Origin of the sequence: Rhizobium mongolense USDA 1844 (assembly GCF_000419765.1) — a bacterium.
Classification (GTDB): Bacteria; Pseudomonadota; Alphaproteobacteria; order Rhizobiales; family Rhizobiaceae; genus Rhizobium; species Rhizobium mongolense.
Map to the genome: position 1 here is coordinate 143,798 of NZ_ATTQ01000007.1, position 25,891 is coordinate 169,688.

28 protein-coding genes are annotated in these 25,891 nt (G+C 59.4%); 23 read left to right on the forward strand and 5 right to left on the reverse strand.

Annotated elements, in window-relative coordinates; all coding sequences use genetic code 11:
- Window positions 1-5: 5 nt before the first annotated feature.
- Window positions 6-251: a zinc-finger domain-containing protein gene (locus tag A3C3_RS0115315; protein ID WP_028739675.1), complete on the reverse strand. Its 246-nt coding sequence runs from the start codon at window positions 249-251 to the stop codon at window positions 6-8.
- A gap of 156 nt (window positions 252-407) precedes the next feature.
- On the opposite strand from A3C3_RS0115315, the gene A3C3_RS0115320 reads away from it, so the two are divergent.
- The 7 genes from A3C3_RS0115320 (at window position 408) to clpA (ending at window position 6,801) form a co-directional block, all read left to right on the forward strand.
- Complete coding sequence (locus A3C3_RS0115320; RefSeq protein WP_022715469.1) at window positions 408-1,193, forward strand: alpha/beta fold hydrolase; 786 nt, start codon at window positions 408-410, stop codon at window positions 1,191-1,193.
- Window positions 1,194-1,319: 126 nt separating this feature from the next.
- Window positions 1,320-2,153 (forward strand): serine O-acetyltransferase, encoded by an 834-nt coding sequence (gene cysE / locus A3C3_RS0115325; RefSeq protein WP_022715470.1) that lies wholly within the window; start codon window positions 1,320-1,322, stop codon window positions 2,151-2,153.
- A gap of 135 nt (window positions 2,154-2,288) precedes the next feature.
- A complete protein-coding gene (locus A3C3_RS0115330) occupies window positions 2,289-2,492 on the forward strand; it encodes a DUF3126 family protein (RefSeq protein ID WP_022715471.1) in 204 nt (67 codons plus the stop codon).
- 162 nt (window positions 2,493-2,654) lie between these two features.
- Complete coding sequence (locus A3C3_RS0115335) at window positions 2,655-3,083, forward strand: DUF3597 domain-containing protein (RefSeq protein WP_022715472.1); 429 nt, start codon at window positions 2,655-2,657, stop codon at window positions 3,081-3,083.
- 238 nt (window positions 3,084-3,321) lie between these two features.
- Window positions 3,322-3,690, forward strand: coding sequence for a phasin family protein (locus A3C3_RS0115340; RefSeq protein WP_022715473.1), 369 nt, complete (start codon window positions 3,322-3,324; stop codon window positions 3,688-3,690).
- Between the two features lie 260 nt (window positions 3,691-3,950).
- Window positions 3,951-4,304 (forward strand): ATP-dependent Clp protease adapter ClpS, encoded by a 354-nt coding sequence (gene clpS, locus A3C3_RS0115345; RefSeq protein ID WP_027509391.1) that lies wholly within the window; start codon window positions 3,951-3,953, stop codon window positions 4,302-4,304.
- Window positions 4,305-4,314: 10 nt separating this feature from the next.
- A complete protein-coding gene (clpA, locus tag A3C3_RS0115350; protein WP_022715475.1) occupies window positions 4,315-6,801 on the forward strand; it encodes an ATP-dependent Clp protease ATP-binding subunit ClpA in 2,487 nt (828 codons plus the stop codon).
- A gap of 324 nt (window positions 6,802-7,125) precedes the next feature.
- Here the strand turns inward: clpA and A3C3_RS0115355 are convergent, their stop codons facing one another.
- From A3C3_RS0115355 to A3C3_RS0115370, 4 genes are all read right to left on the reverse strand, one after another.
- Window positions 7,126-7,557 carry an HIT family protein gene (locus tag A3C3_RS0115355; RefSeq protein ID WP_028739676.1) on the reverse strand — a complete coding sequence of 144 codons (432 nt, stop codon included), beginning with the start codon at window positions 7,555-7,557 and terminating at the stop codon, window positions 7,126-7,128.
- Window positions 7,558-7,610: 53 nt separating this feature from the next.
- Window positions 7,611-8,798, reverse strand: a complete 1,188-nt coding sequence (locus tag A3C3_RS0115360; RefSeq protein WP_022715477.1) for a GNAT family N-acetyltransferase — start codon at window positions 8,796-8,798, stop codon at window positions 7,611-7,613.
- A 78-nt stretch (window positions 8,799-8,876) separates the two neighbouring features.
- On the reverse strand, window positions 8,877-9,596 hold the full coding sequence (locus A3C3_RS0115365) for a glycerophosphodiester phosphodiesterase (protein WP_022715478.1): 720 nt from the start codon (window positions 9,594-9,596) through the stop codon (window positions 8,877-8,879).
- The gene (locus A3C3_RS0115370; RefSeq protein ID WP_022715479.1) at window positions 9,593-10,063 is read right to left on the reverse strand and encodes a RidA family protein; all 471 of its coding nucleotides are present in this window, start codon (window positions 10,061-10,063) and stop codon (window positions 9,593-9,595) included. The genes A3C3_RS0115365 and A3C3_RS0115370 overlap by 4 nt, the downstream gene beginning before the upstream one ends.
- Window positions 10,064-10,201: 138 nt before the next feature.
- Between A3C3_RS0115370 and A3C3_RS0115375 the strand changes: the two genes are divergently transcribed.
- From A3C3_RS0115375 to lpxB, 16 genes are all read left to right on the forward strand, one after another.
- A complete protein-coding gene (locus tag A3C3_RS0115375; protein ID WP_022715480.1) occupies window positions 10,202-11,041 on the forward strand; it encodes a cell envelope integrity EipB family protein in 840 nt (279 codons plus the stop codon).
- 143 nt (window positions 11,042-11,184) lie between these two features.
- Window positions 11,185-11,895 (forward strand): pentapeptide repeat-containing protein, encoded by a 711-nt coding sequence (locus A3C3_RS0115380; protein WP_022715481.1) that lies wholly within the window; start codon window positions 11,185-11,187, stop codon window positions 11,893-11,895.
- Between the two features lie 52 nt (window positions 11,896-11,947).
- Window positions 11,948-12,592 (forward strand): metallophosphoesterase family protein, encoded by a 645-nt coding sequence (locus A3C3_RS0115385; protein WP_022715482.1) that lies wholly within the window; start codon window positions 11,948-11,950, stop codon window positions 12,590-12,592.
- Between the two features lie 188 nt (window positions 12,593-12,780).
- Window positions 12,781-13,545: a 30S ribosomal protein S2 gene (rpsB, locus tag A3C3_RS0115390; protein WP_022715483.1), complete on the forward strand. Its 765-nt coding sequence runs from the start codon at window positions 12,781-12,783 to the stop codon at window positions 13,543-13,545.
- 240 nt (window positions 13,546-13,785) lie between these two features.
- Window positions 13,786-14,712 carry a translation elongation factor Ts gene (gene tsf / locus A3C3_RS0115395; protein WP_022715484.1) on the forward strand — a complete coding sequence of 309 codons (927 nt, stop codon included), beginning with the start codon at window positions 13,786-13,788 and terminating at the stop codon, window positions 14,710-14,712.
- A gap of 95 nt (window positions 14,713-14,807) precedes the next feature.
- The gene (pyrH, locus tag A3C3_RS0115400; protein WP_022715485.1) at window positions 14,808-15,530 is read left to right on the forward strand and encodes a UMP kinase; all 723 of its coding nucleotides are present in this window, start codon (window positions 14,808-14,810) and stop codon (window positions 15,528-15,530) included.
- A gap of 54 nt (window positions 15,531-15,584) precedes the next feature.
- Window positions 15,585-16,145 carry a ribosome recycling factor gene (gene frr / locus A3C3_RS0115405; RefSeq protein WP_022715486.1) on the forward strand — a complete coding sequence of 187 codons (561 nt, stop codon included), beginning with the start codon at window positions 15,585-15,587 and terminating at the stop codon, window positions 16,143-16,145.
- Between the two features lie 34 nt (window positions 16,146-16,179).
- Entirely contained in the window at window positions 16,180-16,923 is a 744-nt protein-coding gene (locus A3C3_RS0115410; protein WP_028739677.1) for an isoprenyl transferase, read from the forward strand.
- A gap of 3 nt (window positions 16,924-16,926) precedes the next feature.
- Complete coding sequence (locus A3C3_RS0115415; RefSeq protein ID WP_022715488.1) at window positions 16,927-17,763, forward strand: phosphatidate cytidylyltransferase; 837 nt, start codon at window positions 16,927-16,929, stop codon at window positions 17,761-17,763.
- A 29-nt stretch (window positions 17,764-17,792) separates the two neighbouring features.
- Window positions 17,793-18,926, forward strand: coding sequence for an RIP metalloprotease RseP (gene rseP, locus A3C3_RS0115420; RefSeq protein ID WP_022715489.1), 1,134 nt, complete (start codon window positions 17,793-17,795; stop codon window positions 18,924-18,926).
- A gap of 194 nt (window positions 18,927-19,120) precedes the next feature.
- Window positions 19,121-21,463, forward strand: a complete 2,343-nt coding sequence (gene bamA / locus A3C3_RS0115425; RefSeq protein ID WP_028739678.1) for an outer membrane protein assembly factor BamA — start codon at window positions 19,121-19,123, stop codon at window positions 21,461-21,463.
- Window positions 21,464-21,500: 37 nt separating this feature from the next.
- A complete protein-coding gene (lpxD, locus tag A3C3_RS0115430) occupies window positions 21,501-22,562 on the forward strand; it encodes a UDP-3-O-(3-hydroxymyristoyl)glucosamine N-acyltransferase (RefSeq protein WP_028739679.1) in 1,062 nt (353 codons plus the stop codon).
- Window positions 22,559-23,026 carry a 3-hydroxyacyl-ACP dehydratase FabZ gene (gene fabZ, locus A3C3_RS0115435; protein ID WP_022715492.1) on the forward strand — a complete coding sequence of 156 codons (468 nt, stop codon included), beginning with the start codon at window positions 22,559-22,561 and terminating at the stop codon, window positions 23,024-23,026. Before lpxD ends, fabZ begins: the two co-directional genes overlap by 4 nt.
- The gene (gene lpxA / locus A3C3_RS0115440; protein ID WP_022715493.1) at window positions 23,023-23,841 is read left to right on the forward strand and encodes an acyl-ACP--UDP-N-acetylglucosamine O-acyltransferase; all 819 of its coding nucleotides are present in this window, start codon (window positions 23,023-23,025) and stop codon (window positions 23,839-23,841) included. The genes fabZ and lpxA overlap by 4 nt, the downstream gene beginning before the upstream one ends.
- Before the next feature lie 2 nt (window positions 23,842-23,843).
- On the forward strand, window positions 23,844-24,725 hold the full coding sequence (locus A3C3_RS0115445) for an LpxI family protein (RefSeq protein ID WP_028739709.1): 882 nt from the start codon (window positions 23,844-23,846) through the stop codon (window positions 24,723-24,725).
- Entirely contained in the window at window positions 24,710-25,885 is a 1,176-nt protein-coding gene (gene lpxB, locus A3C3_RS0115450; RefSeq protein ID WP_022715494.1) for a lipid-A-disaccharide synthase, read from the forward strand. The genes A3C3_RS0115445 and lpxB overlap by 16 nt, the downstream gene beginning before the upstream one ends.
- The last annotated feature ends 6 nt before the right edge of the window (window positions 25,886-25,891 follow it).

Sequence of the window (25,891 nt, forward strand, 5' to 3'; positions counted from 1 at the left end):
TGAATTTAGGCTGCCTTGACGTGGAAGACGCAACCGGCCGGGTTCGTCTGGCTCGGCTTCAGCGCTCCGTTGAAGCGATAAAGCGTCGAACAGTAGGAGCAGACCTTTTCGTTGTCGTCGCCCATGTCGATGAAGATATGCGGATGATCGAAAGGCACGGATGCGCCGGTGCACATGAACTCCTTCACGCCGACTTCGATCACGCGGTGTCCGCCGTCGTTCTGGAAGTGGGGAATGTTGTGGCCGGCCATGTCTGTCTCCGAATGCTTTGAAATGTGCGCGGACATTATAATCCTTCGCCTCAAATGTGTAGAGCCAAAGCGCCGCACGGCACATGGTTTTTTGGCGTGGCGAGGGTTCACCTCCGCTGCTCGATAAAATATGGTCCGGCCAAAAAGGACGGCATTATGAATCTGAATACGCCCGCATTTTCCAGTTTCACCCACCGCGGCCTGAAACTCGTCTTTTTCGACGAAGGGGATCCCAACGGCCCGCCGGTGCTGCTCATTCATGGTTTTGCTTCGACCGCCAACGTCAACTGGGTGCATCCCGGCTGGGTGAAGACGCTGGGCGATGCAGGCTATCGGGTGATCGCGATGGATAATCGCGGCCACGGCGCAAGCGACAAACCCCACGATGCCGAAGCCTACCGGCCGTGGATCATGGCCGAAGATGCCGTGGCGTTACTCGACTATCTAGGCATTCCGGAAGCCAATGTCATGGGCTACTCGATGGGCGCGCGGATTTCGGTCTTCACGGCGCTTGCCCATCCGCATCGCGTGCGTTCGCTGGTGCTAGGCGGCCTTGGCATCGGGATGACGGACGGCGTCGGCGATTGGGATCCGATTGCCGATGCGCTGCTCGCGCCCTCGCTGGACGACGTCACGCATGCTCGCGGGCGCATGTTCCGCGCCTTCGCCGAGCAGACCAGGAGCGACCGGCAGGCGCTCGCTTCCTGCATCCGGGGATCGCGCGATCTCGTGGCGCGGGCCGACATGGGCAGGATCGATGCGCCGACTTTGATCGGCGTTGGAACAAAAGACGATATTGCAGGTTCGGCAGAGGAATTGGCGGGCTTGATGCCGCATGCCGAGGCGCTGGACATTCCGGGCCGCGACCATATGTTGGCGGTTGGAGACAAGGTATTCAAGAAGGCGGTTCTAGCGTTCTATGAAAGAGTCGCCGGGCGGTGACAGTCCGTCTCAGAGTGCCGTGATTACCGAAAAAACATCCTAAAAAAGCATAGGACCGGCACCCATTTATGTTCTGGGCATTATGCTCTATATAATGTTGTTCCGACGGAAACGAGGAGACCTGGAATGGTCGCGAAGACTGACGTTCGTTCTTTTGAGGCATCAAACCCGCTGAAGGTCATGGATCCGATCTGGGACAGCCTGCGCGAAGAAGCGCGGGTTGCTGCCGAGAAGGATCCGGTGCTGGCGGCTTTCCTTTATTCGACGGTGATCAACCACCGTTCGCTGGAAGAATGCGTCATTCATCGTATCTGCGAACGTCTCGACCATCCCGACATGCAGGCGACGCTGCTTCGCCAGGTCTTCGACGGAATGCTCGAAGACTGGCCGGAATGGAGCGATATCCTGCGCGTCGATATTCAGGCCGTCTACGACCGCGACCCGGCATGCCTGCGCTTCATGGAGGCGGTGCTGTATTTCAAGGGATTCCATGCGCTGCAGACGCATCGCCTGGCCCACTGGCTGCTCAATCACGGGCGCCGGGATCTGGCGCTTTATCTGCAGAGCCGGTCGTCCAGCGTCTTCCAGACGGACATCAATCCGGCAGCGCGCATCGGCCGGGGAATCTTCCTCGATCACGCGACCGGCCTCGTCGTCGGCGAAACGGCGGTAATCGGCGACAACGTCTCGATCCTGCATGGCGTCACGCTTGGCGGCACTGGCAAGGAGGGTGCTGACCGTCATCCGAAGATCGGCAGCGGCGTGCTTATCGGTGCGGGCGCGAAGATTCTCGGCAATATCCAGATCGGCTATTGCTCGCGCGTGGCGGCCGGCTCGGTCGTTCTAAAGGCCGTCCCGCCGAAAACGACGGTTGCTGGCGTGCCGGCGAAGGTGGTCGGAGAGGCCGGGTGTTCGGAACCGTCGCGCATCATGGACCAGGTGATCGGCGCCGATATCTGATCCGATATATTTGTCAGGACGGAAAAGCTGGCAAAATCCTGAGGGGAAAGCCGGGGCAGATATGCCGCGGCAACCTTTACAGCTCCGCTTTTCCTGTGCAAGAAGCGGCCAACGAAGACCGCTAGGAGACCAAGTGTGAAGCCTGAAGAACTCAAGAAGCTCGACGCCTATTTCAAGAAGACGCTCAATCCGCAGATCGTCGTCAAGGCGCGCCCGCGCAAGGATGATTCCGCGGAAGTTTATCTCGGCGAAGAATTCCTGGGTGTCGTCTATGTCGATGACGAAGACGGCGATCGTTCCTACAACTTTTCGATGGCGATCCTCGACGTCGATCTCTGATGATCCTAGGGCGGGCCGCATCATTGCGGCTTGCCTTGCCTGACGGCATCGGCTCGTCCCCAGTCTGCTCGGCATCAATTTAGCCATCCGCGCTGGATGAGTTCGTCCTCCGCCCCATTTTAGTTTCTGCGAATGCAACCGAACTAAATTGGAGGATGAGACGTGGGTATTTTCGATAAAATCAAGAACGCGATTTTCGGCGGCGAAGCGCAGGCAGCTCCGGTGACCGAGGCGGCGGCCGCGCCGAAAATGGAACCTGCACAGAAGCCGGCCGCGCCATCGGCGGCACCGTCCGCAACCCCAACGACCGCGCCCGCAACGACGGCGTCCGCGACCGTCGATATCGTTCCGATTCTCGATGCTGCCGTCAAAAAGAGCGGACAGAAGCTGGATTGGCGGCACTCGATCGTCGACCTGATGAAGGCGGTCGGTATGGATGCGAGCCTTTCCGAGCGCAAGGAACTTGCCGCGGAGCTCGGATATTCGGGAGACACGGGCGATTCCGCCAAAATGAACATGTTTCTTCACAAGGCGCTCATGAAGAAGCTGTCCGAAAATGGCGGCAAGGTTCCCGCAGATCTGATGGATTGAGACAGCGTCTGCCCGCCTCAAGATTGTGGCTTCGCGAGATTGTTTATGAAGCCTCAGGTTGTGGCCCCCTGATATATGTTTTGAAAATCAATCGGCGACGTACGTTGCTCTTTTTTCAAGGCGCTTTAGAGCAGCGTTATGCAATCCCCGGTAGTTGTGCAATGCACAAAATCGCTTGACTATTTGTGCGACGCAGCTACCTTTGCAACAGCCAGTATCCCAAAAGGAGGAGACGAACATGTTCAACTTCGACGACACGAGCCGGAAGAGCAAGGAAGCCATGGACACGATGCTGAAGAGCTATTCCGACACGGCCAAGGGCGTCCAAGCGATCGCCACCGAAGCTGCCGAATATTCCAAGAAATCCTTCCAGGACGCCGTCAATCATTTCGAGACGCTCTCGGGCGCCCGAAGCTTCGAAACGGTCTTCGAATTGCAGACCGGCTTCATCAAGTCTTCCTACGAGAATTTTATCGCCGAGGCGACGAAGATGGGGGAAATGTACGCCGATCTCGCCAAGGGCGCCTATAAGCCTTACGAACCGCCGGTATCGGCTCCGTCCGCGAAGTCGTCCAAGGCTCCTCAGGTGACGCCCGCAGCTGCGTAAATGCAATGGTGCGAACAGCGCACCCCTTGAAAAACGAAGACCGGCAACGCATCTGCGGCCGGTCTTTTTTGTTTCCAGAAGCCCTTCAAGAATTCGAATGGGACTTTTTTAGTCTTTGCGTCGAGTCCTGGCGAATTGTGATTGCAGTCGCAAACAAGGGGCTTAAAATCGCTCTATTATGAACTAAGTTAGTGTTTCAGATATCCGGCGGGTAAAGCAGCCTCCCATGCACCACCGGATAGACCGAGGAATGAATGACAATGATCGCAAAGCCGATCCGGATGCAGAACGACAGCGAAAGGAACGGGGACAACGGAAATCGCGGAACCTCGGTCATCACACGCACAAAGCCGAAGACCAAGAAGCCAAATCTCTACCGCGTGCTGATCCTGAATGACGACTACACTCCCATGGAATTCGTCATCCACATCCTGGAGCGTTTTTTCCAGAAGGATCGTGAAAGTGCCACCCGCATCATGCTTCATGTCCATAACCACGGCGTCGGCGAATGCGGGATATTTACATACGAGGTAGCGGAGACGAAGGTAAGCCAGGTGATGGACTTCGCCCGTCAGCACCAGCATCCGCTGCAGTGCGTCATGGAAAAGAAGTGAGGATCTCAACGTGCCAACATTTTCGCCTAGTCTTGAGAAGGCGCTCCATCAGGCACTGACCTTTGCCAACGAGCGGCATCACGAATATGCGACGCTCGAGCATCTGCTGCTCGCCTTGATCGACGATGCCGATGCGGCAGCTGTCATGGGTGCATGCAATGTCGATCTCGACGCGCTGCGCAAGACGCTGATCGAATACGTCGACAATGAACTTTCCAATCTGGTCACCGGATACGACGAGGACTCCAAGCCGACCTCCGGCTTCCAGCGCGTCATCCAGCGTGCCGTGATCCATGTGCAATCGTCCGGCCGCGAAGAAGTGACGGGGGCGAATGTCCTTGTCGCGATCTTTGCCGAGCGCGAAAGCCACGCGGCCTATTTCCTGCAGGAGCAGGAAATGACCCGATACGACGCGGTCAACTACATCTCCCACGGAATCGGCAAACGCCCGGGCTCTTCGGAAGTCCGCACGCCGCGGGGCGCCGACGAGGAAGCCGAAAGCAAGCCGACTGCATCGCGCGGCGGTGAGGATGAAGGCGGCGCCAAGAAGCAGCAGGATGCTCTGAAGGCCTATTGCGTCAATCTCAACGAGAAGGCCAAGAGCGGCAAGATCGATCCGTTGATCGGCCGTAACTCGGAAGTCAGCCGCACGATCCAAGTGCTGTGCCGCCGCTCCAAGAATAACCCGCTTTATGTGGGCGATCCGGGCGTCGGCAAGACGGCGATCGCTGAAGGCCTCGCCAAGCGCATCGTCGAAGGCAAGGTGCCGGAAGCGCTCGCCGACGCCACCATCTTCTCGCTCGACATGGGCACGCTGCTTGCCGGCACGCGTTACCGTGGCGATTTTGAAGAGCGCCTGAAGCAGGTCGTCAAGGAACTCGAAGAATATCCGGGGGCCGTGCTCTTCATCGACGAAATCCATACCGTCATTGGTGCGGGCGCCACCTCTGGCGGCGCGATGGATGCATCGAACCTTCTGAAGCCGGCGCTTTCGTCGGGCGCGATCCGCTGCATCGGTTCGACGACCTACAAGGAATACCGCCAGTTCTTCGAGAAGGACCGAGCTCTGGTTCGCCGCTTCCAGAAGATCGATGTCAACGAGCCGTCGATCGATGATGCGATCGAAATTATGAAGGGCCTGAAGCCTTATTTCGAAGAGTACCACCACCTGCGCTACTCGAACGACGCCATCAAGTCGGCGGTCGAGCTGTCGGCCCGCTATATCTCCGACCGCAAGCTGCCTGACAAGGCGATCGACGTCATCGATGAAACGGGTGCCGCTCAGATGCTGCTGCCGCCATCCAGGCGCCGCAAGCTGATTACCGAAAAGGAGATCGAGGCGACGGTCGCGACGATGGCCCGCATTCCGCCGAAGAGCGTTTCGAAGGACGACGAAGCCGTTCTCGCCAACCTGGAGCAAGAACTGCGCTCGGTGGTCTACGGCCAGGATATGGCAATCGAAGCCCTTTCGACCTCGATCAAGCTGGCGCGTGCCGGGCTCCGCGAGCCGAACAAGCCGATCGGCGCCTACGTCTTCTCCGGCCCGACCGGGGTCGGCAAGACGGAAGTAGCCAAGCAGCTCGCGTCGTCGCTCGGCGTCGAGATGCTGCGCTTCGACATGTCGGAATATATGGAACGGCACACCGTTTCTCGCCTGCTTGGCGCACCTCCCGGCTATGTTGGCTTCGACCAGGGTGGACTTTTGACCGATGGCGTCGACCAGCATCCGCATTGCGTGGTCCTGCTCGACGAGATCGAGAAGGCGCATCCGGATATCTACAATATCCTGCTGCAGGTCATGGACCACGGCGCGCTGACTGACCATAACGGCAAGAAGATCGACTTCCGCAACGTCATCTTGATCATGACGACCAATGCGGGCGCGTCGGAAATGGCCAAGGCCGCAATCGGCTTCGGTTCGTCCAAGCGCACCGGCGAGGATGAGGAGGCGCTGACCCGCCTGTTCACGCCGGAATTCCGCAACCGTCTCGACGCGATCATTCCCTTCGCGTCACTGCCTACGGCCGTCATCCACAAGGTCGTGCAGAAGTTCATCATGCAGCTGGAGGCTCAGCTTTCTGAACGCAACGTCACTTTCGACCTGCAGGAGGAAGCGATCGATTGGCTTGCGGAAAAGGGTTACGACGAGAAGATGGGAGCTCGCCCGCTTGCCCGCGTCATTCAGGATGTGATCAAGAAGCCGCTGGCGAACGAAATCCTCTTCGGCAAGCTGAAGAAGGGCGGCGTCGTGAACGTCACCGTCGGCCCGAAGGAAGACGGCACGCCTGGTATCATCCTCGAAGCGATCCCCGAATCCGCGCCGATCAAGCCGAAGCCGGAAGCCGAAACCGTTCATCTGGAAGCCGACGACGAGGACGACGGCGAGCTGAAGACGAAGGCAAAGGCCAAGAAGACGGCGGTTAGGAAGGCGAAGGCTGAGGTCAGGGACGCACCAAAGAAGGCGAGCGCAGTGCCGAAGGTGCCGCGGAGGAAATAGGTCGTCGTCGTGACGTAAATGAAGAAGGCCGCAGCGATGCGGCCTTTGATTTGTCTGGGTTTTCGGGGCGCAACGCCGCGCGAACAGAGCGTGTTAACATCATTAGGCTTTGGCGCGATCAGCAGTCTCCGGACGCCTGGCGGGAGGTCGCGAACCCGCCGAAAATCGATAAGCGGGAAACCGACGTGAACCTTCACCGGACTGAAAAAACTTTCTGACACGTGTACGCCGACTTTGACCGATCTCAGCTGCTCGAACTTGGGAACGGTCAAGGCTGGGCCCGCAGCAGTCATTCGACGCGCTGCTAATTAATAGGTCCTGAAACTAGTTCCCAAGCTCACCCTTTATCTTTTCGGCGTTCGCCGCAAGCACGCCGCCATCCTCCATCTTGCCGGAATGCGGCTTGAGGGCAACGCCCTCGTGGCGCGGGATGACGTGGAAGTGCAAGTGGAAGACGCTCTGGCCGGCGGCCGGTTCGTTGAATTGGCAGACCAGGACACCGTCGGCATCGAAGGCCTCTTTCACGGCCTTCGCGATCTTCTGGACGACGGGTATCGTCTGCGCGAGGACCGTGGGGTCGGCATCGAAAATATTGCGCGACGCCGCCTTCGGCACGACCAGGACATGGCCGGGAGCCTGCGGCATGACGTCCATGAAGGCTACCGTCTGCTCGTCCTCGTAGATGCGGTGCGACGGGATCTCGCCGCGCAGGATTTTGGCGAAGATATTGCTGTCGTCGTAAGCGGCGCTGGTCATCTCGAAATCTCCTCGTTCTCCGGTGATCGGGTAGCGCAGCAAAGGCGCGAGCGTCAATCCTCCTGCTGCCGCTCGCCTTTGCGGAACGGACTGTGCTCGGCGAGAATCTCGTTCATGTGCTCGACGTCCTCGCGTTCGCGTTCCAGATAGTCGGCAATCGCGCGCCGCAGGCCGGCATGGGCGACATAGTGCGCCGAATGTGTTGTCACCGGCAGGTAACCGCGCGCGAGCTTGTGCTCACCCTGCGCGCCCGCCTCGACCCGCTTCAGGCCCTTGGCGAGCGCAAAGTCGATCGCCTGATGATAACAGACCTCGAAGTGCAGGAAGGGATGGTCTTCGACGCAGCCCCAGTGGCGGCCATAGAGCGTATCGCCGCCGATAAAGTTGATGGCGCCCGCGATATAGCGGCCGTTGCGCTTGGCCATCACCAGCAAGACATCTTCCGGCATACGCTCGCCGATCAGCGAATAGAACTTGCGGGTCAGGTATGGCCGTCCCCATTTGCGGCCGCCGGTATCCATGTAGAAAGCGAAGAACTGGTCCCAGATGCGTTCGGTGAGATCGCTGCCGGTCAGCCAGTCGATACTGATGCCGTTTTCGAGCGCGGTGCGGCGCTCCTTGCGCAGCGCCTTGCGCTTGCGCGAGGCCAGCGTTTCGAGGAATTCCTCGTGATTGGCATAGCCCTCGTTGATGAAATGGAACTGCTGGTCGGTCCGGTGCAGGTAGCCGTCGGTCTCGAAGACGCCGATCTCGTCTTCAGGCACGAATGTGACGTGCGCCGATGAGACGCCGAGGCGACGGACGACTTCCTTCAGTCCCTCGGCAACGGCGTTCTGGATCGGCCGCCGTTCAAGGCCCTCCGCAACGAGCAAGCGCGGACCGGTCGCCGGGGTGAAGGGAATCGAACATTGCAGCTTCGGGTAATAGCGCCCGCCGGCGCGTTCGAAAGCATCTGCCCAGCCGTGGTCGAAGACGTATTCGCCCTGGCTATGACTCTTCAGATAACCGGGCAGAGCGCCGATCAGCTCGCCCCTGTCCTCAAGTAGCAGATGATGGCCGAGCCAGCCGGTTTGCGCGGTGGCAGAGCCTGACTCTTCGAGCGCGGAGAGGAAAGCGTGGGACAGGAAGGGATTATAGGCGAGCGCCTTGCCTTCCTTAGACGTTCCGGAAAGCCGGGACCAGCTCTCCGGGGAAATCGCGGTGAAGGACCGTTCGACGCGGATCGATAGTTCGTCTGTCATGGAGCAAATGCGAGGTCCTTGGGAGGAGGATTATTGGCTCCCCTCAGTCTGCGCACGATCTTGTCCAAAAAGCGAGCGTCAAACCGAAACGCGGGGATCGAAACCTTCGAACGTCATCTGATCGGCATTCTCGAAGGTGTGCTTGCGCGCCTTCTCGTCGCGGACCGTCCAGGTGATGACCGGGATGCCCTTCGCGCGCTGGCCGGTGATGAAGGCATTCGGCAGATCGGCGAAGAAATAGGAGATGAAATCGAGGCCGATTTCCATCGCCCGTTCGTGGTTCGCGAATTCTTCCGGCTTGTTTCCGCCGGCGGTGAGGCCAAGCGGGTAGGGCGCGCTCGAGGCTTTGAGGTCGCGCAGCAGCCAATGGTCGAAGCTCATGAGCGCGACTTTGCCGTCATAGCCTTCCAGCACTTCGACCACCGCTTCGGCAAAGCCCTCGTCATCCGCCTCGCGGCCCTTGAGTTCGAGGACGAGCGGAACCTTGCCCTTCACGAGATCGAGCAATTGCCTGAGCGTCGGGATCTTGTCGATCGTGCCGCCGACGGACAGCAGGCCAAGTTCCCTGGAGGTGCGCTCGCGGATATCGCCCTTTATGTTACAGAGACGTTCGAGGTTCTCGTCATGAAAGATGATTGGCACGCCATCGGAGGCATAATGGAGATCGCATTCGATCGCGAAGCCGGCTTCGACGGCGCGGGCAAAGGCGGTGAGCGTATTTTCCCAGACGAGCTTGTTGGTGTCGTGGTAGCCGCGATGGGCGACCGGCAGTTCCTTAATCCATGCGGCGGCAGTCATGACGCAATTTCCATGATGGCATCGATTTCGACTGCGGCGTTGAGCGGCAGCGCCGCCATGCCGACGGCGGCACGGGCATGCTTTCCGGCCTCGCCGAGGACGCCGGCGATCAGGTTTGATGCGCCGTTGATGACGAGATGCTGTTCGACGAATTCCGGGGTGGAGGCGACGAACCCGTTGAGCTTGATGACGCGCTTGATACGGCCGAGATCGCCGCCGAGCGCCGCCTTGGCCTGAGCGAGAATGTTGATGGCGCAAAGCTCGGCGGCGCGCTGACCGGCGGGAACGTCGACATTCCTGCCAAGATGGCCGCTCACGGCGACCTTGCCGCCTTCGAGCGGAAGCTGGCCGGAAATATAGAGCAGGTTGCCGCTGATCACATAGGGAACGTAATTGGCAGCGGGTGCGGCGGCTTCCGGCAGAGTTATCCCCATTTCCGTCAGGCGGGCCACGATTTCATTCGACATTTTCGTCTCCGCTTTTTGTTTCAGTTCTTCAAAAAATCATGCATCGGGACTAGAATCTTTGAGTATGACGGTTTCGAGCCTCGATTTGGCCGAAAGCGTTCTTATAACATCGCGGCCGAGTCCAACAGGAGATAATGGATGTTCCGACCGAGTCTTGCCGCCCTTCTTCTTGCCGGCGTCGCAACGAGTGCCGGGGCGGCCGCGCCTGCCTCCGGCGCTGCGATCGCCTCCGGTCTGGTCGCTCACCGGGCGATCTACGATCTCGAACTGAAGGACGCGACCGAGCGCTCTGGCATCGCCGGCATGTACGGCCGCATGGTCTACGAATTCAACGGCAATTATTGCGACGGCTTCACCACCAATTTCCGCTTCGTGACGCAGATCAACACCGGCGACAGCACCCGCGTCAGCGACCAGCAGACGAAAACCTTCGAAAACGTGAAGGACCGCCGCTTCACCTTCGAAACGAAGTCTTTCACGGACGATCAGCTCGACAAGGAGGTCAACGGCGAGGCAAACGACAAGCCGGACGGCGTGACAGTCGACCTGACGCGCCCTCAGAGCAAGGAACTACAGCTTGCCGAAAGCCGCTTCCCGACCGAGCACATGCTCGACGTGATCGAGAATGCCAAGGCGGGCAGGCGTTTCTTTGAAGCCCGCGTCTTCGATGGCTCGGACGATGGGGACAAGCCGCTGGCGACGACGACCGTGGTCGGCAAACAGATTACGCCGGTTGCCGGTGACGAGGCGGATGCCGGCAATGCCGGCGCGTTTTCAAAGACGGCCGTCTGGCCGGTGACGATCTCCTATTTCAACGAGAACACGAAATCGGACGCGCTACCGGTCTATCGCATGTCATTCAAGCTTTATGAGAACGGCATTACGCGCGATCTCACCATGGATTATGGTGATTTCGTTCTGACCGGCAGGCTCGCGAAGCTGGAAATGCTGGATAACAAGGCCGATACCTGCAAGTGAACCGCTGGCGGCATTGAGGCGCAATTTAGACAACGTGTTATGCCCTATTTCGCTTTTTCTGGTGCATAATAGAAGTGCAGGACAGACATTGTCCTGCCCGGGCCTGCCTCCGTTGACGGGGCGGGGCCGATAGGGGGTGGGATATGAAGGACTTGCCACGGATTGCACGTTCAGGGCTTATGGTGGCGCTCGTTGCCGCTGCGACCGCGGTATCGGGCGGTCATGTGATGGCGGCCGATTGCCACGACACGCCTAACGCAGGCGTTGACTGGAGCGAATGCACCAAGAAGAACCTGATGCTTGAGGGCAGCGACTTCGAAAAAGCTAGTCTCGCAGGCACGGATCTGTCGCAGACCAGCCTCAAGAATGCGAACCTTGCCTCGGCAAACCTAGAGAAAGCCACCCTGATACGCGCTTGGCTCGAAGGTGCAAAGGCCGACGAGGCCAGATTCGACAAGATCGAAGCCTACCGGGTCGTGTTCCAGAATGCGTCGGCGCAGCGCGCTTCCTTCATCAGCGCTGAGCTGCAGCGTGCGGATTTCACTGGCGCACAGCTTTCAGGTGCGAACTTCGAAAAGGCCGAGCTTGGGCGCGCAACTTTTGAAACGGCCGTATTGACCGGAGCCAGGTTTGCGCTTGCCAATCTCTCCCGCGCCGATCTCAGCGGCGCGAGCTTCGAAGGTTCGATCGATTTCGATCGCGCCTTCATGTTCCTGACGAGAATAGAGGGGCTCGATCTCTCCGCTGCAACAGGGCTTCAGCAGTCGCAGATCGAACTGGCCTGCGGCGATACGTCGACCAAGCTTCCTTCCGGTCTCACGATGCCGAAGAACTGGCCCTGCGCAACGGACTGAGTGGGCGCGCAAACGGTGGCAATGAAATCAATGTCCCGCGGGAGGCGCCGGCATGAATTTCACATTTGCGGTTGGCGACATCCATGGCTGCCTGGAGCCGTTGAGAGAGATGTTTGATCGCATCGGGACATACGCACGCGCCGGCACGGTGGTTTTCATCGGCGACTATATCGACCGCGGCCCTGACAGCAAGGGAGTGATCGATCTCCTGATGAACGGATCGGGCAGCGAATCCTGGCGATGGGTATGCCTGAAGGGCAACCACGAGGATATGATGCTGCGCGCCTACGCTAACGATGACGAGCGCACCTGGTGGTTGGAAAACGGCGGGTTTGAAACGGAGCTTTCCTATGGGGGCAAAGTGGCCGCAAACCATCTGCAGTGGGCCAGTCAGCTGTCGTTGATGTATGCCGATAGCCACCGGATCTTTGTGCATGCCGGCGTTGTTCCGGATCTGCCGCTGGAGATGCAGGCCCCCCAAGACCTGCTTTGGCTTCGAGTTCCCGATGACTATTCAGCGGACTATTGGGGGAAGCACTTGTGTCATGGACACACGCCCTCGGACGCGAATCCGTTGACCGTCGGCAACCGCACGAATGTCGACAGCGGATGCGTGTTCGGCGGTCCGCTTTCCTGCGCCGTGTTTGAAGATTCGCTGGCCGGCGGGCCGGTCGAGTTTATCCAAGTGCAGGGCTAGGGGCGGTCAGATGGCAGTTTTTTTGAGCGAACGCCTTGCATTTTCGGCGGATCGACGGTAAGGGCAGCCGCATTCCACACGTAAGGCATGGGATCGTCCGGGAGAAATCCGGATTTTTCCGCCGGTGGCATCTTCGAAGAGGATGCTGTTCGCCTTGCGGAGGTTCAACCGGAAAAGGAGTCAAAGGCATGGCATTGCCTGATTTTTCTATGCGCCAGCTTCTGGAAGCTGGTGTTCACTTCGGCCACCAGACTCATCGCTGGAACCCGAAGATGAAGCCGTACATTTTCGGCGATCGTAACAACATCCACATCATCGATCTGGCTCAGACCGTACCGATGCTTTCGCGCGCGCTGCAGGTTGTCAGCGACACCGTCGCCCGTGGCGGCCGCGTTCTCTTCGTCGGTACCAAGCGTCAGGCTTCCGAGCTCATCGCTGACTCGGCCAAGCGTTCCGCCCAGTACTACGTCAACTCGCGCTGGCTCGGCGGCATGATGACGAACTGGAAGACGATCTCCAACTCGATCCAGCGTCTGCGCAAGCTCGATGAAATCCTTTCCAACGAAGCCCAGGGCTTCACCAAGAAGGAACGTCTGAACCTCGAGCGCGAGCGTGAAAAGCTCGACAAGGCTCTTGGTGGTATCAAGGACATGGGCGGTACCCCGGACCTGATGTTCATCATCGATACCAACAAGGAAAAGATCGCGATCGACGAAGCCAAGCGCCTCGGCATCCCGGTTGTCGCAATCATCGACTCGAACTGCGATCCGGACCTGATCGACTATCCGATCCCGGGCAACGACGACGCGTCGCGCGCCATCGCTCTCTACTGCGACCTGATCTCCCGCGCCGCTATCGACGGTATCGCCCGTCAGCAGAGCGCATCGGGCCGCGACCTCGGCGCTTCCGTTGAAGCTCCGATCGAGCCGACGCTCGACGAGGCTCAAGCCTGATAAACAGGCGGACGGGCCTTCAGGTCCGTCCAGCTTGACTGGATTGGGAAAGGCCGCGCGAGACTTGCGAAGCTCCGGCGGCCTTGACCTTTTTAGGGCGGTAGGTTCAGGCCGATCCGCCCAACAAGTTCTGTTATGGCGCGTCTTCATCACGCTGTCATACATAAAGGTACATTTCGTGCCTCAATCCGGTGGCGCAGAGCATTTTGCAGACCACCGTAAACCGACAAGAGGAAGCTTATGACCGAGATTACGGCTGCAATGGTGAAGGAACTGCGCGAAAAAACCGGCGCAGGCATGATGGACTGCAAGAAGGCTCTAGCTGAAACCAATGGCGACATGGAAGCGGCGATCGACTGGCTGCGCGCCAAGGGCATCGCCAAGGCTGACAAGAAGTCGGGCCGCACCGCCGCCGAAGGTCTCGTCGGTGTTGCCAGTGAAGGCACCAAGGCAGTCGTGGTCGAAGTCAACTCCGAAACCGACTTCGTTGCCCGTAATGACGCCTTCCAGGATCTCGTGCGCGGCATCGCAAAGGTTGCCGCTTCGACCAACGGTTCTGTCGAGGCCGTTGCTGCAGCGACCTATCCGGCTTCCGGCAAGTCCGTTGCGGACACGATCAAGGACGCGATTGCGACCATCGGCGAAAACATGAACCTGCGCCGCTCGGTTGTCCTCTCCGTTGAGGACGGCGTCGTCGCCACCTACGTCCACAACGCTGTTTCCGACGGTCTCGGCAAGCTGGGCGTTCTGGTTGCGCTGAAGTCGACCGGCAACAAGGAGGCGCTGAACGCCATCGGCCGTCAGATCGCCATGCATATCGCTGCGACCTCGCCGCTCGCCATTCGTCCGGAAGAAGTCGACGCCGCTGTCGCCGAGCGCGAACGCAACGTCTTCATCGAGCAGTCGCGCGCTTCCGGCAAGCCGGACAACATCATCGAAAAGATGGTTGATGGCCGCATGCGCAAGTTCTTCGAAGAAGTCGCGCTGGTTTCCCAGGCTTTCGTCATCAATCCGGACCTGACGGTCGGTGCCGCACTCAAGGAAGCTGAAAAGACCGTCGGTGCGCCGATCGAGATCACCGGCATGGCACGCCTGCTCCTCGGCGAAGGCGTCGAGAAGGAAGAAACCGACTTCGCAGCCGAAGTCGCGGCTGCCGCCAAGGGCTGATAAAACCTCATATAATGTGAAAACGGCAGGGCATCGCGTGACAACGCGGTGCCCTTCGTGTATCCGGCAATCATGCCAACATACGAGGAGCCAAGATGTCGTCAGAGCCTGTCTATAAACGCGTTCTACTCAAGGCTTCCGGCGAAGCGCTCATGGGCAGCCAGGGATTCGGTATCGACGTTGCGGTAGCGGACCGCATCGCGTCGGATATCGCCGAAGCCCGCCAGATGGGCGTCGAAGTCGGTGTCGTCGTCGGCGGCGGCAATATCTTCCGCGGTGTAGCCGTCGCCTCCAAGGGCGGCGACCGTGTGACGGGCGACCACATGGGCATGCTTGGTACCGTGATCAACGCGCTGGCGCTCGCAACCTCGCTGCGCAAGCTGAACATCGATACGGTCGTGCTTTCGGCGATCTCCATGCCGGAGCTCTGCGAGAGCTTCTCGCAGCGCGCGACGCTCTACCATCTGTCGATGGGCCGCGTGGTCATCTTTGCGGGCGGCACCGGCAATCCGTTTTTCACGACCGATTCTGCCGCAGCCCTTCGAGCCGCCGAAATGGGCGCCCAGGCGATCTTCAAGGGCACCCAGGTGGACGGAATCTATTCAGCCGACCCGAAGAAGGATCCGTTTGCGACGCGCTTCGACCGGCTGACGCACCAGGAAGTGCTCGACAAGGGCCTTGCCGTGATGGACGTCGCGGCTGTCGCCCTCGCGCGCGAGAATTCCATTCCGATCATCGTCTTCTCGATCCACGAGAAAGGCGGTTTTGCTGAAATCTTGACGGGCGGTGGCCTCAAGACCATCGTATCGGACAACTGATTGAGAGACAGCGCTACGACGGCTGCGCGTCTTCGACTGACAGGAGTATTGAGCATGACTGAAGCTACAGACATCAAGGAACTGAAGCGCCGCATGGACGGCGCGATTTCCGCATTCAAACACGATATCGCATCGCTGCGTACCGGCCGCGCCTCGGCCAACATTTTGGACCCGGTGACGGTCGAAGCCTACGGTTCGCGCTTGCCGCTCAATCAGGTCGCCAATATCACCGTGCCGGAGCCGCGCATGCTTTCGGTATCCGTCTGGGACAAGTCGATGGTGAGCGCGACGGAACGTGCGATCCGCGAGTCGAATCTCGGACTCAACCCGATCGTAGACGGTCAAAACCTGCGCATTCCGTTACCGGAACTCAACGAAGAGCGTCGCAAGTCGCTAGTCAAGGTCGCGCATGACTACGCCGAGAAAAGCAAGGTGGCGATCCGCCATGTGCGCCGCGACGGCATGGACGGCCTTAAGAAAGCCGAAAAGGACGGTGTCATAAGCCAGGACGAAAGCCGGGCGCAATCAGATCGTGTGCAGAAGATGACGGATGAGATGATTTCCGAAATCGATCGCTTGCTTGCCGACAAGGAAAAGGAAATCATGCAGGTCTAGGGCTTTGCCTGCGCCCCTGGAGACCGGACGGGAAATGTCGGAACCAGTATTCTTGAGTATGCCAGAACATGTTGCCATCATCATGGATGGCAACGGCCGTTGGGCAAAGCAGCGAGGGCTGCCGCGCGCGATGGGTCACCGCAAAGGTGTTGAAGCCGTTCGCGAGACCGTGCGCGCCGCAGGCGACGCCGGCATCAAGTACCTGACGCTCTTTGCCTTTTCTTCGGAGAACTGGCGCCGGCCGGAAGCGGAGGTCTCGGACCTCATGGGATTGCTCAAGGCCTTCATCCGGCGCGACCTCGCCGAACTGCATGCGCAGAATGTGCGGATCAGGATCATCGGGGACCGGCATAGTCTTCGCAGCGATATCCTCAACCTCCTGCTCGAAGCCGAAGAGACGACGCGGGACAATACCGCGCTGACGCTGGTCATCGCCTTCAACTACGGCTCGCGCGACGAGATCGCCAGAGCCATGGTGAGCCTTGCCGAGGATGTCGAGGCCGGGCGGCTGCGAGCCCAGGAGATCACACCCGAGCTCGTCAATGCCCGGCTGGATACGGCCGGCATTCCCGATCCCGATCTCATCATTCGCACCAGCGGCGAGGAGCGCCTTTCGAACTTCCTTTTGTGGCAGGCCGCTTATTCCGAGTTCGTCTTTGTGCCGGAATTCTGGCCGGATTTCGGCCGGGAGCTCTTCTATGCCGCGCTCGAGAAGTTCGCAGCGCGCGACCGTCGATTCGGCGGCCTGTCGCCGCAGGCCGCGGCAGTGGGCACCTGATTGATGCAGCAGGAACTGAAACTCCGCATTATCTCCGGTGTCATTCTGGCAATCGTCGTGCTCGCGGTGACCTGGTACGGTGGCCTCGCCTTCCGCCTGCTCTCGGCGGTAATTGCCCTGCTTATCTATTATGAATGGTCGACAATCACGCGGCTGCAAACCGAACAGCCGGTCGCGAATGTGGCAGGCTGGGTGGGGCAGGCGGCCATCGCGGCTGCAATCCTGCTCGGACGCTTCGATTTTGCGTTGAGCCTGCTTGTCTTCTTTGTTGCGATCGCTGTCGGATTCGTGGCGGCGCAGAGCGCCAGCCGATGGTTTCCGGCAGGCATCGTCTATGCCGGACTGACCGGCATCGCACTTGCCGAGATCCGGGGCGGCGACGCTGCAGGGCTGCAAGCCATGCTCTTTGTCTTCGCGGTGGTCTGGGCAACCGACATCCTTGCCTATTTCGTCGGCCGAGCAGTCGGCGGGCCGAAGCTCGCACCGAGGATTTCACCGGGAAAGACGCAATCCGGCGCTTTGGGCGGCGCAGTTTCGGCTGTGATTGCGGGCAGTGTCATCGCCTACTTCTTCATTCCCGAGGCGGACTGGCTGATGGCTGCGGCCGTCGCCTTCATTCTTTCCGTCTGCAGCCAGGCAGGCGATCTCTTCGAATCCTTCATCAAGCGGCGATTCGGTGTGAAGGATTCCAGTCATCTCATTCCGGGACACGGTGGCGTGATGGATCGCGTCGACGGGCTGATATTCGCTTGTTTTGCAGCCTTCTTGCTCGCGACACTATTTTCCCTGATAAAGGGTGACGGCATGGCGCCGCTAGGCGCCGCTTTGTTCGGGTTCTGATATCTGCGCTGGGCGCAGCGGAAGGATTTATGGAAGGCATGACCGGGATATTCGGCTTTCTGACGGGTTATATCATTCCGTTCGTTCTGGTCCTCTCGCTGCTCGTTTTCGTGCACGAGATGGGTCACTATCTGGTCGGCCGCTGGAGCGGCATCCGCGTGCTCGCTTTTTCTGTCGGCTTCGGACCAGAGCTTGCGGGCTTTACCGATAGGCATGGAACGCGCTGGAAGATCTCGGCGATCCCACTTGGCGGCTATGTGCGCTTCTTCGGCGACGAGGATGCCTCGAGCAAGCCGGACATGGATAAGCTCGAATCGATGTCGGAAGCGGATAGGGCGCGCTCATTTGCGGGCGCGAAGCTCTGGAAGCGCGCAGCGACGGTGGCCGCAGGTCCCATCGCCAACTTTCTGCTTGCGATCATCATCTTTGCGGTTCTTTTCTCGATCTACGGCCGCTCGATCGCCGATCCGGTCGTCGCCGAAGTGAAGCCGGAGAGCGCTGCCGCCGAGGCCGGAATCCTGCCCGGTGACCTGCTGATCGCAATCGACGGCGGGAAGGTCGATACGTTCGACGATGTGCGCCGCTATGTAAGCGTTCGCCCGGAACAGCGGATCGTCGTTACCATCGAGCGGAACGGCGAGAAGATGGACCTGCCGATGGTGCCAAAGCGCACCGACATGACGGACCAGTTCGGGAACAAGATGGAGATCGGTCTGATTGGGATCGTGACGAACCAGGAGGTCGGCCATTTCCGCGTGCAGACATACACGCCGCTCGCAGCCTTGGAGGAAGGCGCCGTTCAGACCTGGCATATCGTCACCGGTACCTTCAAATATATCGGCAATCTTTTCGCGGGCTACATGAAACCCGATCAGCTCGGCGGACCGATCCGCGTGGCCCAGGCATCCGGCCAGATGGCAACGCTCGGTGTTGCAGCCCTGCTTCAGCTTGCCGCGGTGTTGTCCGTTTCCATCGGATTACTGAATTTGATGCCTGTTCCGGTACTTGATGGCGGGCATTTGATGTTCTATGCGATTGAGGCGGTGAGGGGTAAACCGTTGGGGGCATCGGCCCAGGAAATTGCATTTCGCATTGGTCTGGCTATGGTCCTTTCACTGATGGTTTTTGCTACCTGGAATGACATTAGCGCGTTGATAGGTTAACACGCGCGGTGAGGGGAAATTACCGTTTATTTACGATGTTTCAAAGCTGTAGTGGCGAATGGGTCACGCTTCGAAATGAAGTAAACAGAAATTAACTTGCTGCCTTGCTTGTAGGGCAAAAGCGGGTAAAACGACACACGTGCCGGAATCGGGTTCGCCCGGCGACGGGGACGAGAAAAAAGGTAATGGGTGAAATGAAGGCTGGTTCAAGATTTTTGAACGCAGTATCGGCGGTTGCGCTGTCTGCAGGTATTGTTGCTTCGGGCGCAAGCGCAATTACTATCGTTTCTGCGACGGCTGCGGAAGCAGCGGTTATTCAGCGGATCGATGTGCGTGGAGCGAGCCGCGTCGGCGCTGAGGCAGTCCGGTCCAATCTCACCATTGCCCCAGGCAGGAACTTCTCGAATACCGACATCGATGACTCGGTAAAGCAGCTCTACGGCACGGGGTACTTCTCCGATGTCAAAATCTCCGTCTCCGGCAGCACGCTGGTAGTGACTGTCGAGGAAGCCCAGCTCGTCAATCAGGTCGTTTTCAACGGCAACCGCAAGGTCAAGGACGACAAGCTGGCTTCGGTTGTACAGACGCATGCCTCCGGTCCCTACAACGATGCGCTGATCCAGGCCGATATCGCGGCGATCAAGGAAGCTTACGCGGCAACGGGCCGCAGCGAAGTGCAGGTCACGACGCAGGTCGTTCCGCTTGGCGAAGGCCGCGTCAACCTCGCTTTCGTCATCGATGAAGGCGACCGCACGAAGATCGCAGCCATCAATTTCGTGGGCAACAATGCCTACAGCACCGGTCGTCTAGCTGCCGTCATTAGCACCAAGCGCTCGAACTTCCTCTCGTTCCTGACCCGCAAGGACGTTTACAGCGAAGATCGCCTGCATGCCGATGAAGAGGCGCTGCGCCAGTTCTATTTCAACCGCGGCTATGCCGACTTCAAGATCATCTCTTCGGATGCTACTTTTGACGAAGCCACGAATAAGTACACGCTGACCTTCAATATCGAGGAAGGCCCGCGTTACGACTTCGGTCCGGTAACCGTACAGTCGACCGTAGAAGGCGTAACCGGCGAGCAGCTTCAAGGCCTGGTAGAGACGCGCGAAGGCGAAGTCTACAGCGCCAAGGACGTCCAGAGGTCCATGGAAGCCATTTCGGATCAGGTTGCCTCGGCAGGATATCCGTTCGCCCGTGTCACGCCGCGCGGTAACCGCGACCTCGGCAACAATACGATCGGTGTCGAATACCTCGTCGACCAGGGTGAGCGTGCCTACATCGAGCGCATCGAAATCCGCGGCAACAGCCGCACGCGCGATTACGTCATCCGCCGCGAATTCGACATGAGCGAAGGCGACGCCTTCAATCAGCAGATGATCACCAAGGCGAAGCGCCGTCTCGAAGCGCTCGGCTTCTTCTCGTCGGTGAATATCTCGACCGCGCCGGGCAGCTCGCCTGACCGCGTCGTTGTCATCGTAGATGTTCAGGATCAGTCGACGGGTTCGTTCGGTATCGGTGCCGGTTACGCCGCAGGCGGCGACGGTCTGATCCTGGAAGCGTCCATCGAAGAAAAGAACTTCCTGGGTCGCGGCCAGTATATCAGGGTTTCTGCCGGTGGCGGTGTCGAAGGCTCGCAGAGTTATGGTTTGAGCTTTACCGAGCCTTACTTCCTCGGTTATCGCCTTGCGACCGGTTTCGACCTCAATCACAGCCAAACCTCGAGCAACGACAATTACGACTATACCGAAGATAGCGTCGTTCTCCGCGCGACGGCGCCGATCACCGAGGATCTGGCGACGACGTTCCGCTACAACTTCAAGCGGATGGACTACGATGCCGATGGCAACGATCTGTCCGATCTTTCGACGCCCTATCAGGATCTTGTGAACGATGGACCTTGGATCCGTTCATCGATTTCCAATACGCTGACCTATAACACGCTCGATGACATGACGCTCCCGCGCGAGGGTATATACGCGACGTTGACGCAGGAAATTGCCGGGTTGGGTGGCGACTCGCAGTTCTACAAGATCTACGGGAAGGCGCGTTATTATCATCTGCTGGCTGACGATGCCGATATCATTGGATCTGTTGCGGCCGGCGCGGGCCATGTTGTCGGCATCGGCAAAGACCTAAACATCTTCGACCAGTTCACATTGGGCAACAACGACATCCGCGGCTTCGAAAACAAGGGTATCGGTCCTCGCGTTGGTGGCGGACCGGATGATCCGCTCGGAGGAACGACTTATTTTACCGTGTCGGCGGAAGCGACCTTCCCGATGCCCGGATTCCCGCGTGACTTTGGCCTTCGTGGCGCGGTCTTCGCTGATGCGGGTACATTGTTTGGAAATGATGTTGACGTGACTTCGCCAGAATTCGTGCGAGGCGATAGCGCAGCACTTCGCGCGTCCGTCGGTGTTGGCCTTGTCTGGCAGTCGCCGTTCGGCGCGCTGCGTGTCGACTACGCGATCCCGGTCGTGAAGGAAGATTACGACCAAACGCAGTACTTCAAGTTTGGCATCAACAACCAATTCTGATATCGGCAATCCAGAATCGAAAACTGGAGCTTTGCCGGTGGAGCAGAACAATTTCTTTCCGCCCCGCGACGGCGTCAAACTTTCGGAGTTGGCGCAATATCTCGGGGCGGAACTTGCCGATCCCGAAAACGGCGACATCCTTATACGATCGGTGTCGCCGGTCAGCCGTGCGAAGGCCGGTGATCTTTGCTATATCATCTCACGCAGGAGCCGTGCCGAGCTTGAAACCTGTCGGGCGTCGGCAGTTCTTTGCGAGCCCGCGATAAGGTCGGCCGTACCTCCTCATATTCCGGTTCTCTTGTCGAAGAATCCCCATGCCGCTTTTGCGATGGCAGGCGGGCATCTCCATCCGACTGCCCTGCAGCCGCTGGCAACAATGTCTTCGACGGCAGAGATCGCGGCGACTGCGGCTGTCGATCCGACGGCGCGGCTGGAACCGGGCGTGTTCGTCGAGCCCTTGGCTGTCATCGGCGCGAATGCGGAAATCGGCCAGGGAACACGGATCGGTGCCGGCGCGCTTATCGGTCCCGGTGTCAAGATCGGCCGCGATTGCACGATCGCCGGCGGTGCCAGCGTGATATGCGCGCTTTTGGGCAATGGCGTGATCGTGCACAACGGTGCGCGTATTGGCCAGGATGGTTTCGGATATGCGCCGGGCCCCAGAGGGATGATCAAGATCGTTCAGATCGGCCGGGTCATCATCCAGGACAATGTCGAGATCGGCGCGAACACGACGATCGATCGCGGCACGATGGACGACACGGTCGTCGGCGAGGGAACGAAGATCGACAACCAGGTGCAGATAGGCCACAACGTCAGGATCGGGCGTCATTGCGCGATCGTTTCGCAGGTCGGCATCGCCGGCAGTGCGGTTATTGGAAACGGCGTGCAGATCGGCGGCCAGACAGGAATTAATGGCCATATTACGATTGGCGATGGCGTACAGATCGCGGCAAAGAGCGGCGTCATTCAGAGCATTCCTGCCGGTGAGCGTTATGGCGGCATTCCGGCACGTCCGGTAAAGGATTTTCTTCGAGAGTCGGCGGAGATAATGGCGCGCGCGAGCGCTCGGACTCATAAAACGGGAGATCAAGAATGACTGAAGGGGTCAAGGAGACGCTTGCTTCGGCGGACATCATGGAGATCATGAAGCTTCTGCCGCATCGCTATCCGTTTTTGCTGGTCGACCGGATTATTGAGATCGATGGCGATGATTCCGCGATCGGCATCAAGAACGTCACTGCCAACGAACCTCATTTCACCGGCCACTTTCCCGAGTCGCCCATCATGCCGGGGGTGCTGCTGATCGAAGGCATGGCGCAGACGGCGGGTGCGATCTGCGCGCGTAAAGATGGAACGAGCGGTAACCTCGTCTATTTCATGACCATCGATAATGCACGTTTCCGCAAGCCCGTCATCCCAGGCGATCGCGTCGAATTTCATGTGAAGAAGCAGAAGCAGCGCGGTAATATCTGGAAGTTCCATTGCGACGCCAAGGTCGACGGCGCATTGGCCGCGGAAGCTGATATCGGCGCGATGATTCTTCGTAAGGACGAGGCATGAGCACGATCGCAGGGAGCGCCCGCATCCATGCCATGGCCGTTGTCGAGGATGGCGCGGTCATCGGCGAAGGCGTGACCGTCGGTCCGTTCTGCCATGTCGGTCCGAGGGTTGTTCTTCATGACAATGCCGAACTGCTGGCGCATGTCGTGGTAACCGGTAGTACCGAGATCGGCAAAGGCACCCGGATTTTCCCGATGGCGGTCATCGGCGGCGACCCCCAGAGCGTGCACCATGGCGGTGAGGAGACGACGCTGACGGTGGGCGAGAATTGTACCATCCGCGAAGGCGTGACGATGAATACCGGCACTGCCGATTTCGGCGGCAAGACAATCGTCGGCGACAACAACCTGTTTCTCGCCAATTCTCATGTCGCCCATGACTGCCGCGTCGGCAATCATGTCATCATGTCGAACAATGTCATGCTCGCTGGGCATGTGACGATCGAGGATCGGGTCATTCTCGGCGGCGGATCGGCCGTGCATCAGTTCACGCGCGTCGGCCGCCAGGCCTTCGTCGGCGGCCTTTCGGCTGTCAGCTACGATGTCATTCCGTATGGGATGCTCAATGGAAATCCCGGTTTGCTGGGCGGTCTCAACGTCGTCGGCATGACGCGGGCCGGGATTGATCGCGCTGTCATCCATACGGTGCGGCGCGCTTACAAGGCGATTTTTGAAGGATCAGGCTCGATCCGCGACAACGCGGCAGCGATCCGCGACGAATATGCCGATTGCGAGCCGGTGATGCAGATCCTCGATTTCATTGCCGCGGAAAGCGACCGCGCGCTGTCATCGCCGACGCGAGGGCAGAAAGGCTGACCTTGTCTCCCGCCGATGATACCGACAAAGGCCGTCTGGCGATCATTGCGGGAAACGGTCTTCTGCCGTCTTATGTCGCCGAGGCGGCGCGGGCAGCTGGCGAGGATCCATTCGTGATTTCGCTGAAGGGCGAGCTCGACCGGTCATGGGAGGGCTATGACCATGCAGTCATCGGCGTCGGTGATTTGTCGGCGCTGGCAGAAATTTTCAAGCGCAACAACATTACCCGCGTCGTCATGTCCGGCGGCGTTCGCCGTCGCCCGGAATGGCGGGAAGTGCGGCCAACCTGGCGGACGGTCGCAAAGATGCCGGGTGTGGTGCGTACGCTGCTTTCGGGCGGCGACGATACGGTGTTGCAGATGGTCATCAAGCTCATCGAGGATGACGGCCGGCGCGTCGTCGGCGCGCAGGATATTGCCCCCGACCTGCTGGCAGCTGTCGGGCCGATCGGCGCCATGTCGCCGGGGAACGACGACAAGATCGATATCCTGAAGGCGGCAGCAGCCGCCGAAGCGCTCGGTGCGCTCGATGTCGGGCAGGGCGCAGTCTCTGTAGGCGGACGCATCGTGGCGCTCGAAGGCGCGGAGGGGACCGACGGCATGCTTGAGCGCGTCGCATCGCTGCGTGCCGCCGGGCGCATATCGCCGCGCCGCCGTGGCGTGCTGGTCAAGCTCTGCAAGCCGCAGCAGGATGTCCGCGCCGACCTTCCGTCGATCGGCCTCTCCACAGTGACGAATGCCAAGGCGGCGGGCTTGGCGGGAATTGCCATCGAGGCGGGACGTGCTCTCGTGTTGGATCGCCAGGCTGTCATCAAGGCAGCCGACCAAGCCGGGCTTTTTGTCTGCGGGCTCGATCGCGGCCTGCCGTCATGGGGGCTGAGATGAAGATCGCGATCGTGGCAGGCGAGGTTTCCGGAGACCTTCTCGGCGCCGATCTCGTGGCAGCACTAAAGCGCAGGCATGCCGGGATTGAACTTGTCGGCGTCGGCGGCGACGCGCTGGAGGCTCAGGGCCTGAAATCGCTCTTCGACTTCTCCGAGCTTTCGATCATGGGCATCACGCAGGTGCTTGGAAAATTGCCGAAGCTTGTCGCCCGCATCAGGCAAACGACGGCTGCAATCATTGCGGCAAAGCCCGATATTCTGATCATCATCGACAGCCCGGATTTCACCCATCGCGTTGCCAAACGTGTTCGCGAAGCCCTGCCGGAACTCCCGGTCGTCAATTACGTCTGTCCCAGCGTTTGGGCGTGGAAGGAATATCGCGCCCAGCAGATGCTCGGTTATGTCGACCATGTGCTGGCCGTTCTGCCGTTCGAGCCGGCGGTGATGGAGCAGCTCGGCGGACCGCAAACGACCTATGTCGGTCACCGGCTAACGGCGGATGCGGAATTGATTGCCGCCAGGCGCGGCCGGGCAGAAAGGCTCAAGACCGGCGCGGAGGGCCGGAAAACGATCATGCTGCTCCCCGGCTCGCGCTCGTCGGAGATCACAAAACTGCTTCCCTATTTTCGCGATGCCGTCAATGAGCTCGTCGCCCGCAGTGGCGCAATGCGGTTTCTCATGCCGACCGTCAGCCGCAGGGAATCGATGGTTCGCAACCTCGTGGAGGACTGGGAAACCAAACCCGAGATCCTGACTGGCAATGAACAGAAATGGCGGGCTTTCGCAGAGGCCGATGCGGCAATGGCTGCCTCGGGGACTGTGATCCTCGAGCTTGCACTTACAGGTGTGCCGACTGTCTCAGTCTATAAGACAGACTGGATCATCACGATGATGACGCGGCGCATCAAGACGTGGACAGGCGCAATCCCGAATCTGATCGCCGACTATGCCGTCGTCCCGGAATATATCAACGAGGTCGTTCGTGGCGCGAGCCTGGCGCGCTGGATGGAGCGCCTTTCCAGCGACACGCTCCAGCGGCGCGCAATGCTCGAAGGTTTCGACCTTGTCTGGCAGCGCATGCAGACGGAAAAGCCGCCGGGCGAGAAAGCGGCGGATATCGTTCTCGACATTCTGGACAAGAAAAAACCCGGCCGTCTCTGACCGGGT

Excerpts from the sequence above, each read along its gene's own strand:
- A3C3_RS0115370 (WP_022715479.1), bottom strand. The coding sequence starts at position 10,063 with ATGTCGAATGAAATCGTGGCCCGCCTGACGGAAATGGGGATAACTCTG.
- tsf (WP_022715484.1), top strand. The coding sequence starts at position 13,786 with ATGACCGAGATTACGGCTGCAATGGTGAAGGAACTGCGCGAAAAAACC.
- rpsB (WP_022715483.1), top strand. The coding sequence starts at position 12,781 with ATGGCATTGCCTGATTTTTCTATGCGCCAGCTTCTGGAAGCTGGTGTT.
- A3C3_RS0115365 (WP_022715478.1), bottom strand. The coding sequence starts at position 9,596 with ATGACTGCCGCCGCATGGATTAAGGAACTGCCGGTCGCCCATCGCGGC.
- A3C3_RS0115340 (WP_022715473.1), top strand. The coding sequence starts at position 3,322 with ATGTTCAACTTCGACGACACGAGCCGGAAGAGCAAGGAAGCCATGGAC.
- A3C3_RS0115415 (WP_022715488.1), top strand. The coding sequence starts at position 16,927 with ATGCAGCAGGAACTGAAACTCCGCATTATCTCCGGTGTCATTCTGGCA.
- A3C3_RS0115360 (WP_022715477.1), bottom strand. The coding sequence starts at position 8,798 with ATGACAGACGAACTATCGATCCGCGTCGAACGGTCCTTCACCGCGATT.
- A3C3_RS0115375 (WP_022715480.1), top strand. The coding sequence starts at position 10,202 with ATGTTCCGACCGAGTCTTGCCGCCCTTCTTCTTGCCGGCGTCGCAACG.
- clpS (WP_027509391.1), top strand. The coding sequence starts at position 3,951 with ATGATCGCAAAGCCGATCCGGATGCAGAACGACAGCGAAAGGAACGGG.
- A3C3_RS0115320 (WP_022715469.1), top strand. The coding sequence starts at position 408 with ATGAATCTGAATACGCCCGCATTTTCCAGTTTCACCCACCGCGGCCTG.
- A3C3_RS0115380 (WP_022715481.1), top strand. The coding sequence starts at position 11,185 with ATGAAGGACTTGCCACGGATTGCACGTTCAGGGCTTATGGTGGCGCTC.
- bamA (WP_028739678.1), top strand. The coding sequence starts at position 19,121 with ATGAAGGCTGGTTCAAGATTTTTGAACGCAGTATCGGCGGTTGCGCTG.
- frr (WP_022715486.1), top strand. The coding sequence starts at position 15,585 with ATGACTGAAGCTACAGACATCAAGGAACTGAAGCGCCGCATGGACGGC.
- lpxA (WP_022715493.1), top strand. The coding sequence starts at position 23,023 with ATGAGCACGATCGCAGGGAGCGCCCGCATCCATGCCATGGCCGTTGTC.
- rseP (WP_022715489.1), top strand. The coding sequence starts at position 17,793 with ATGGAAGGCATGACCGGGATATTCGGCTTTCTGACGGGTTATATCATT.
- A3C3_RS0115315 (WP_028739675.1), bottom strand. The coding sequence starts at position 251 with ATGGCCGGCCACAACATTCCCCACTTCCAGAACGACGGCGGACACCGC.
- cysE (WP_022715470.1), top strand. The coding sequence starts at position 1,320 with ATGGTCGCGAAGACTGACGTTCGTTCTTTTGAGGCATCAAACCCGCTG.
- lpxB (WP_022715494.1), top strand. The coding sequence starts at position 24,710 with ATGGGGGCTGAGATGAAGATCGCGATCGTGGCAGGCGAGGTTTCCGGA.
- pyrH (WP_022715485.1), top strand. The coding sequence starts at position 14,808 with ATGTCGTCAGAGCCTGTCTATAAACGCGTTCTACTCAAGGCTTCCGGC.
- fabZ (WP_022715492.1), top strand. The coding sequence starts at position 22,559 with ATGACTGAAGGGGTCAAGGAGACGCTTGCTTCGGCGGACATCATGGAG.
- A3C3_RS0115355 (WP_028739676.1), bottom strand. The coding sequence starts at position 7,557 with ATGACCAGCGCCGCTTACGACGACAGCAATATCTTCGCCAAAATCCTG.
- A3C3_RS0115385 (WP_022715482.1), top strand. The coding sequence starts at position 11,948 with ATGAATTTCACATTTGCGGTTGGCGACATCCATGGCTGCCTGGAGCCG.
- A3C3_RS0115410 (WP_028739677.1), top strand. The coding sequence starts at position 16,180 with ATGTCGGAACCAGTATTCTTGAGTATGCCAGAACATGTTGCCATCATC.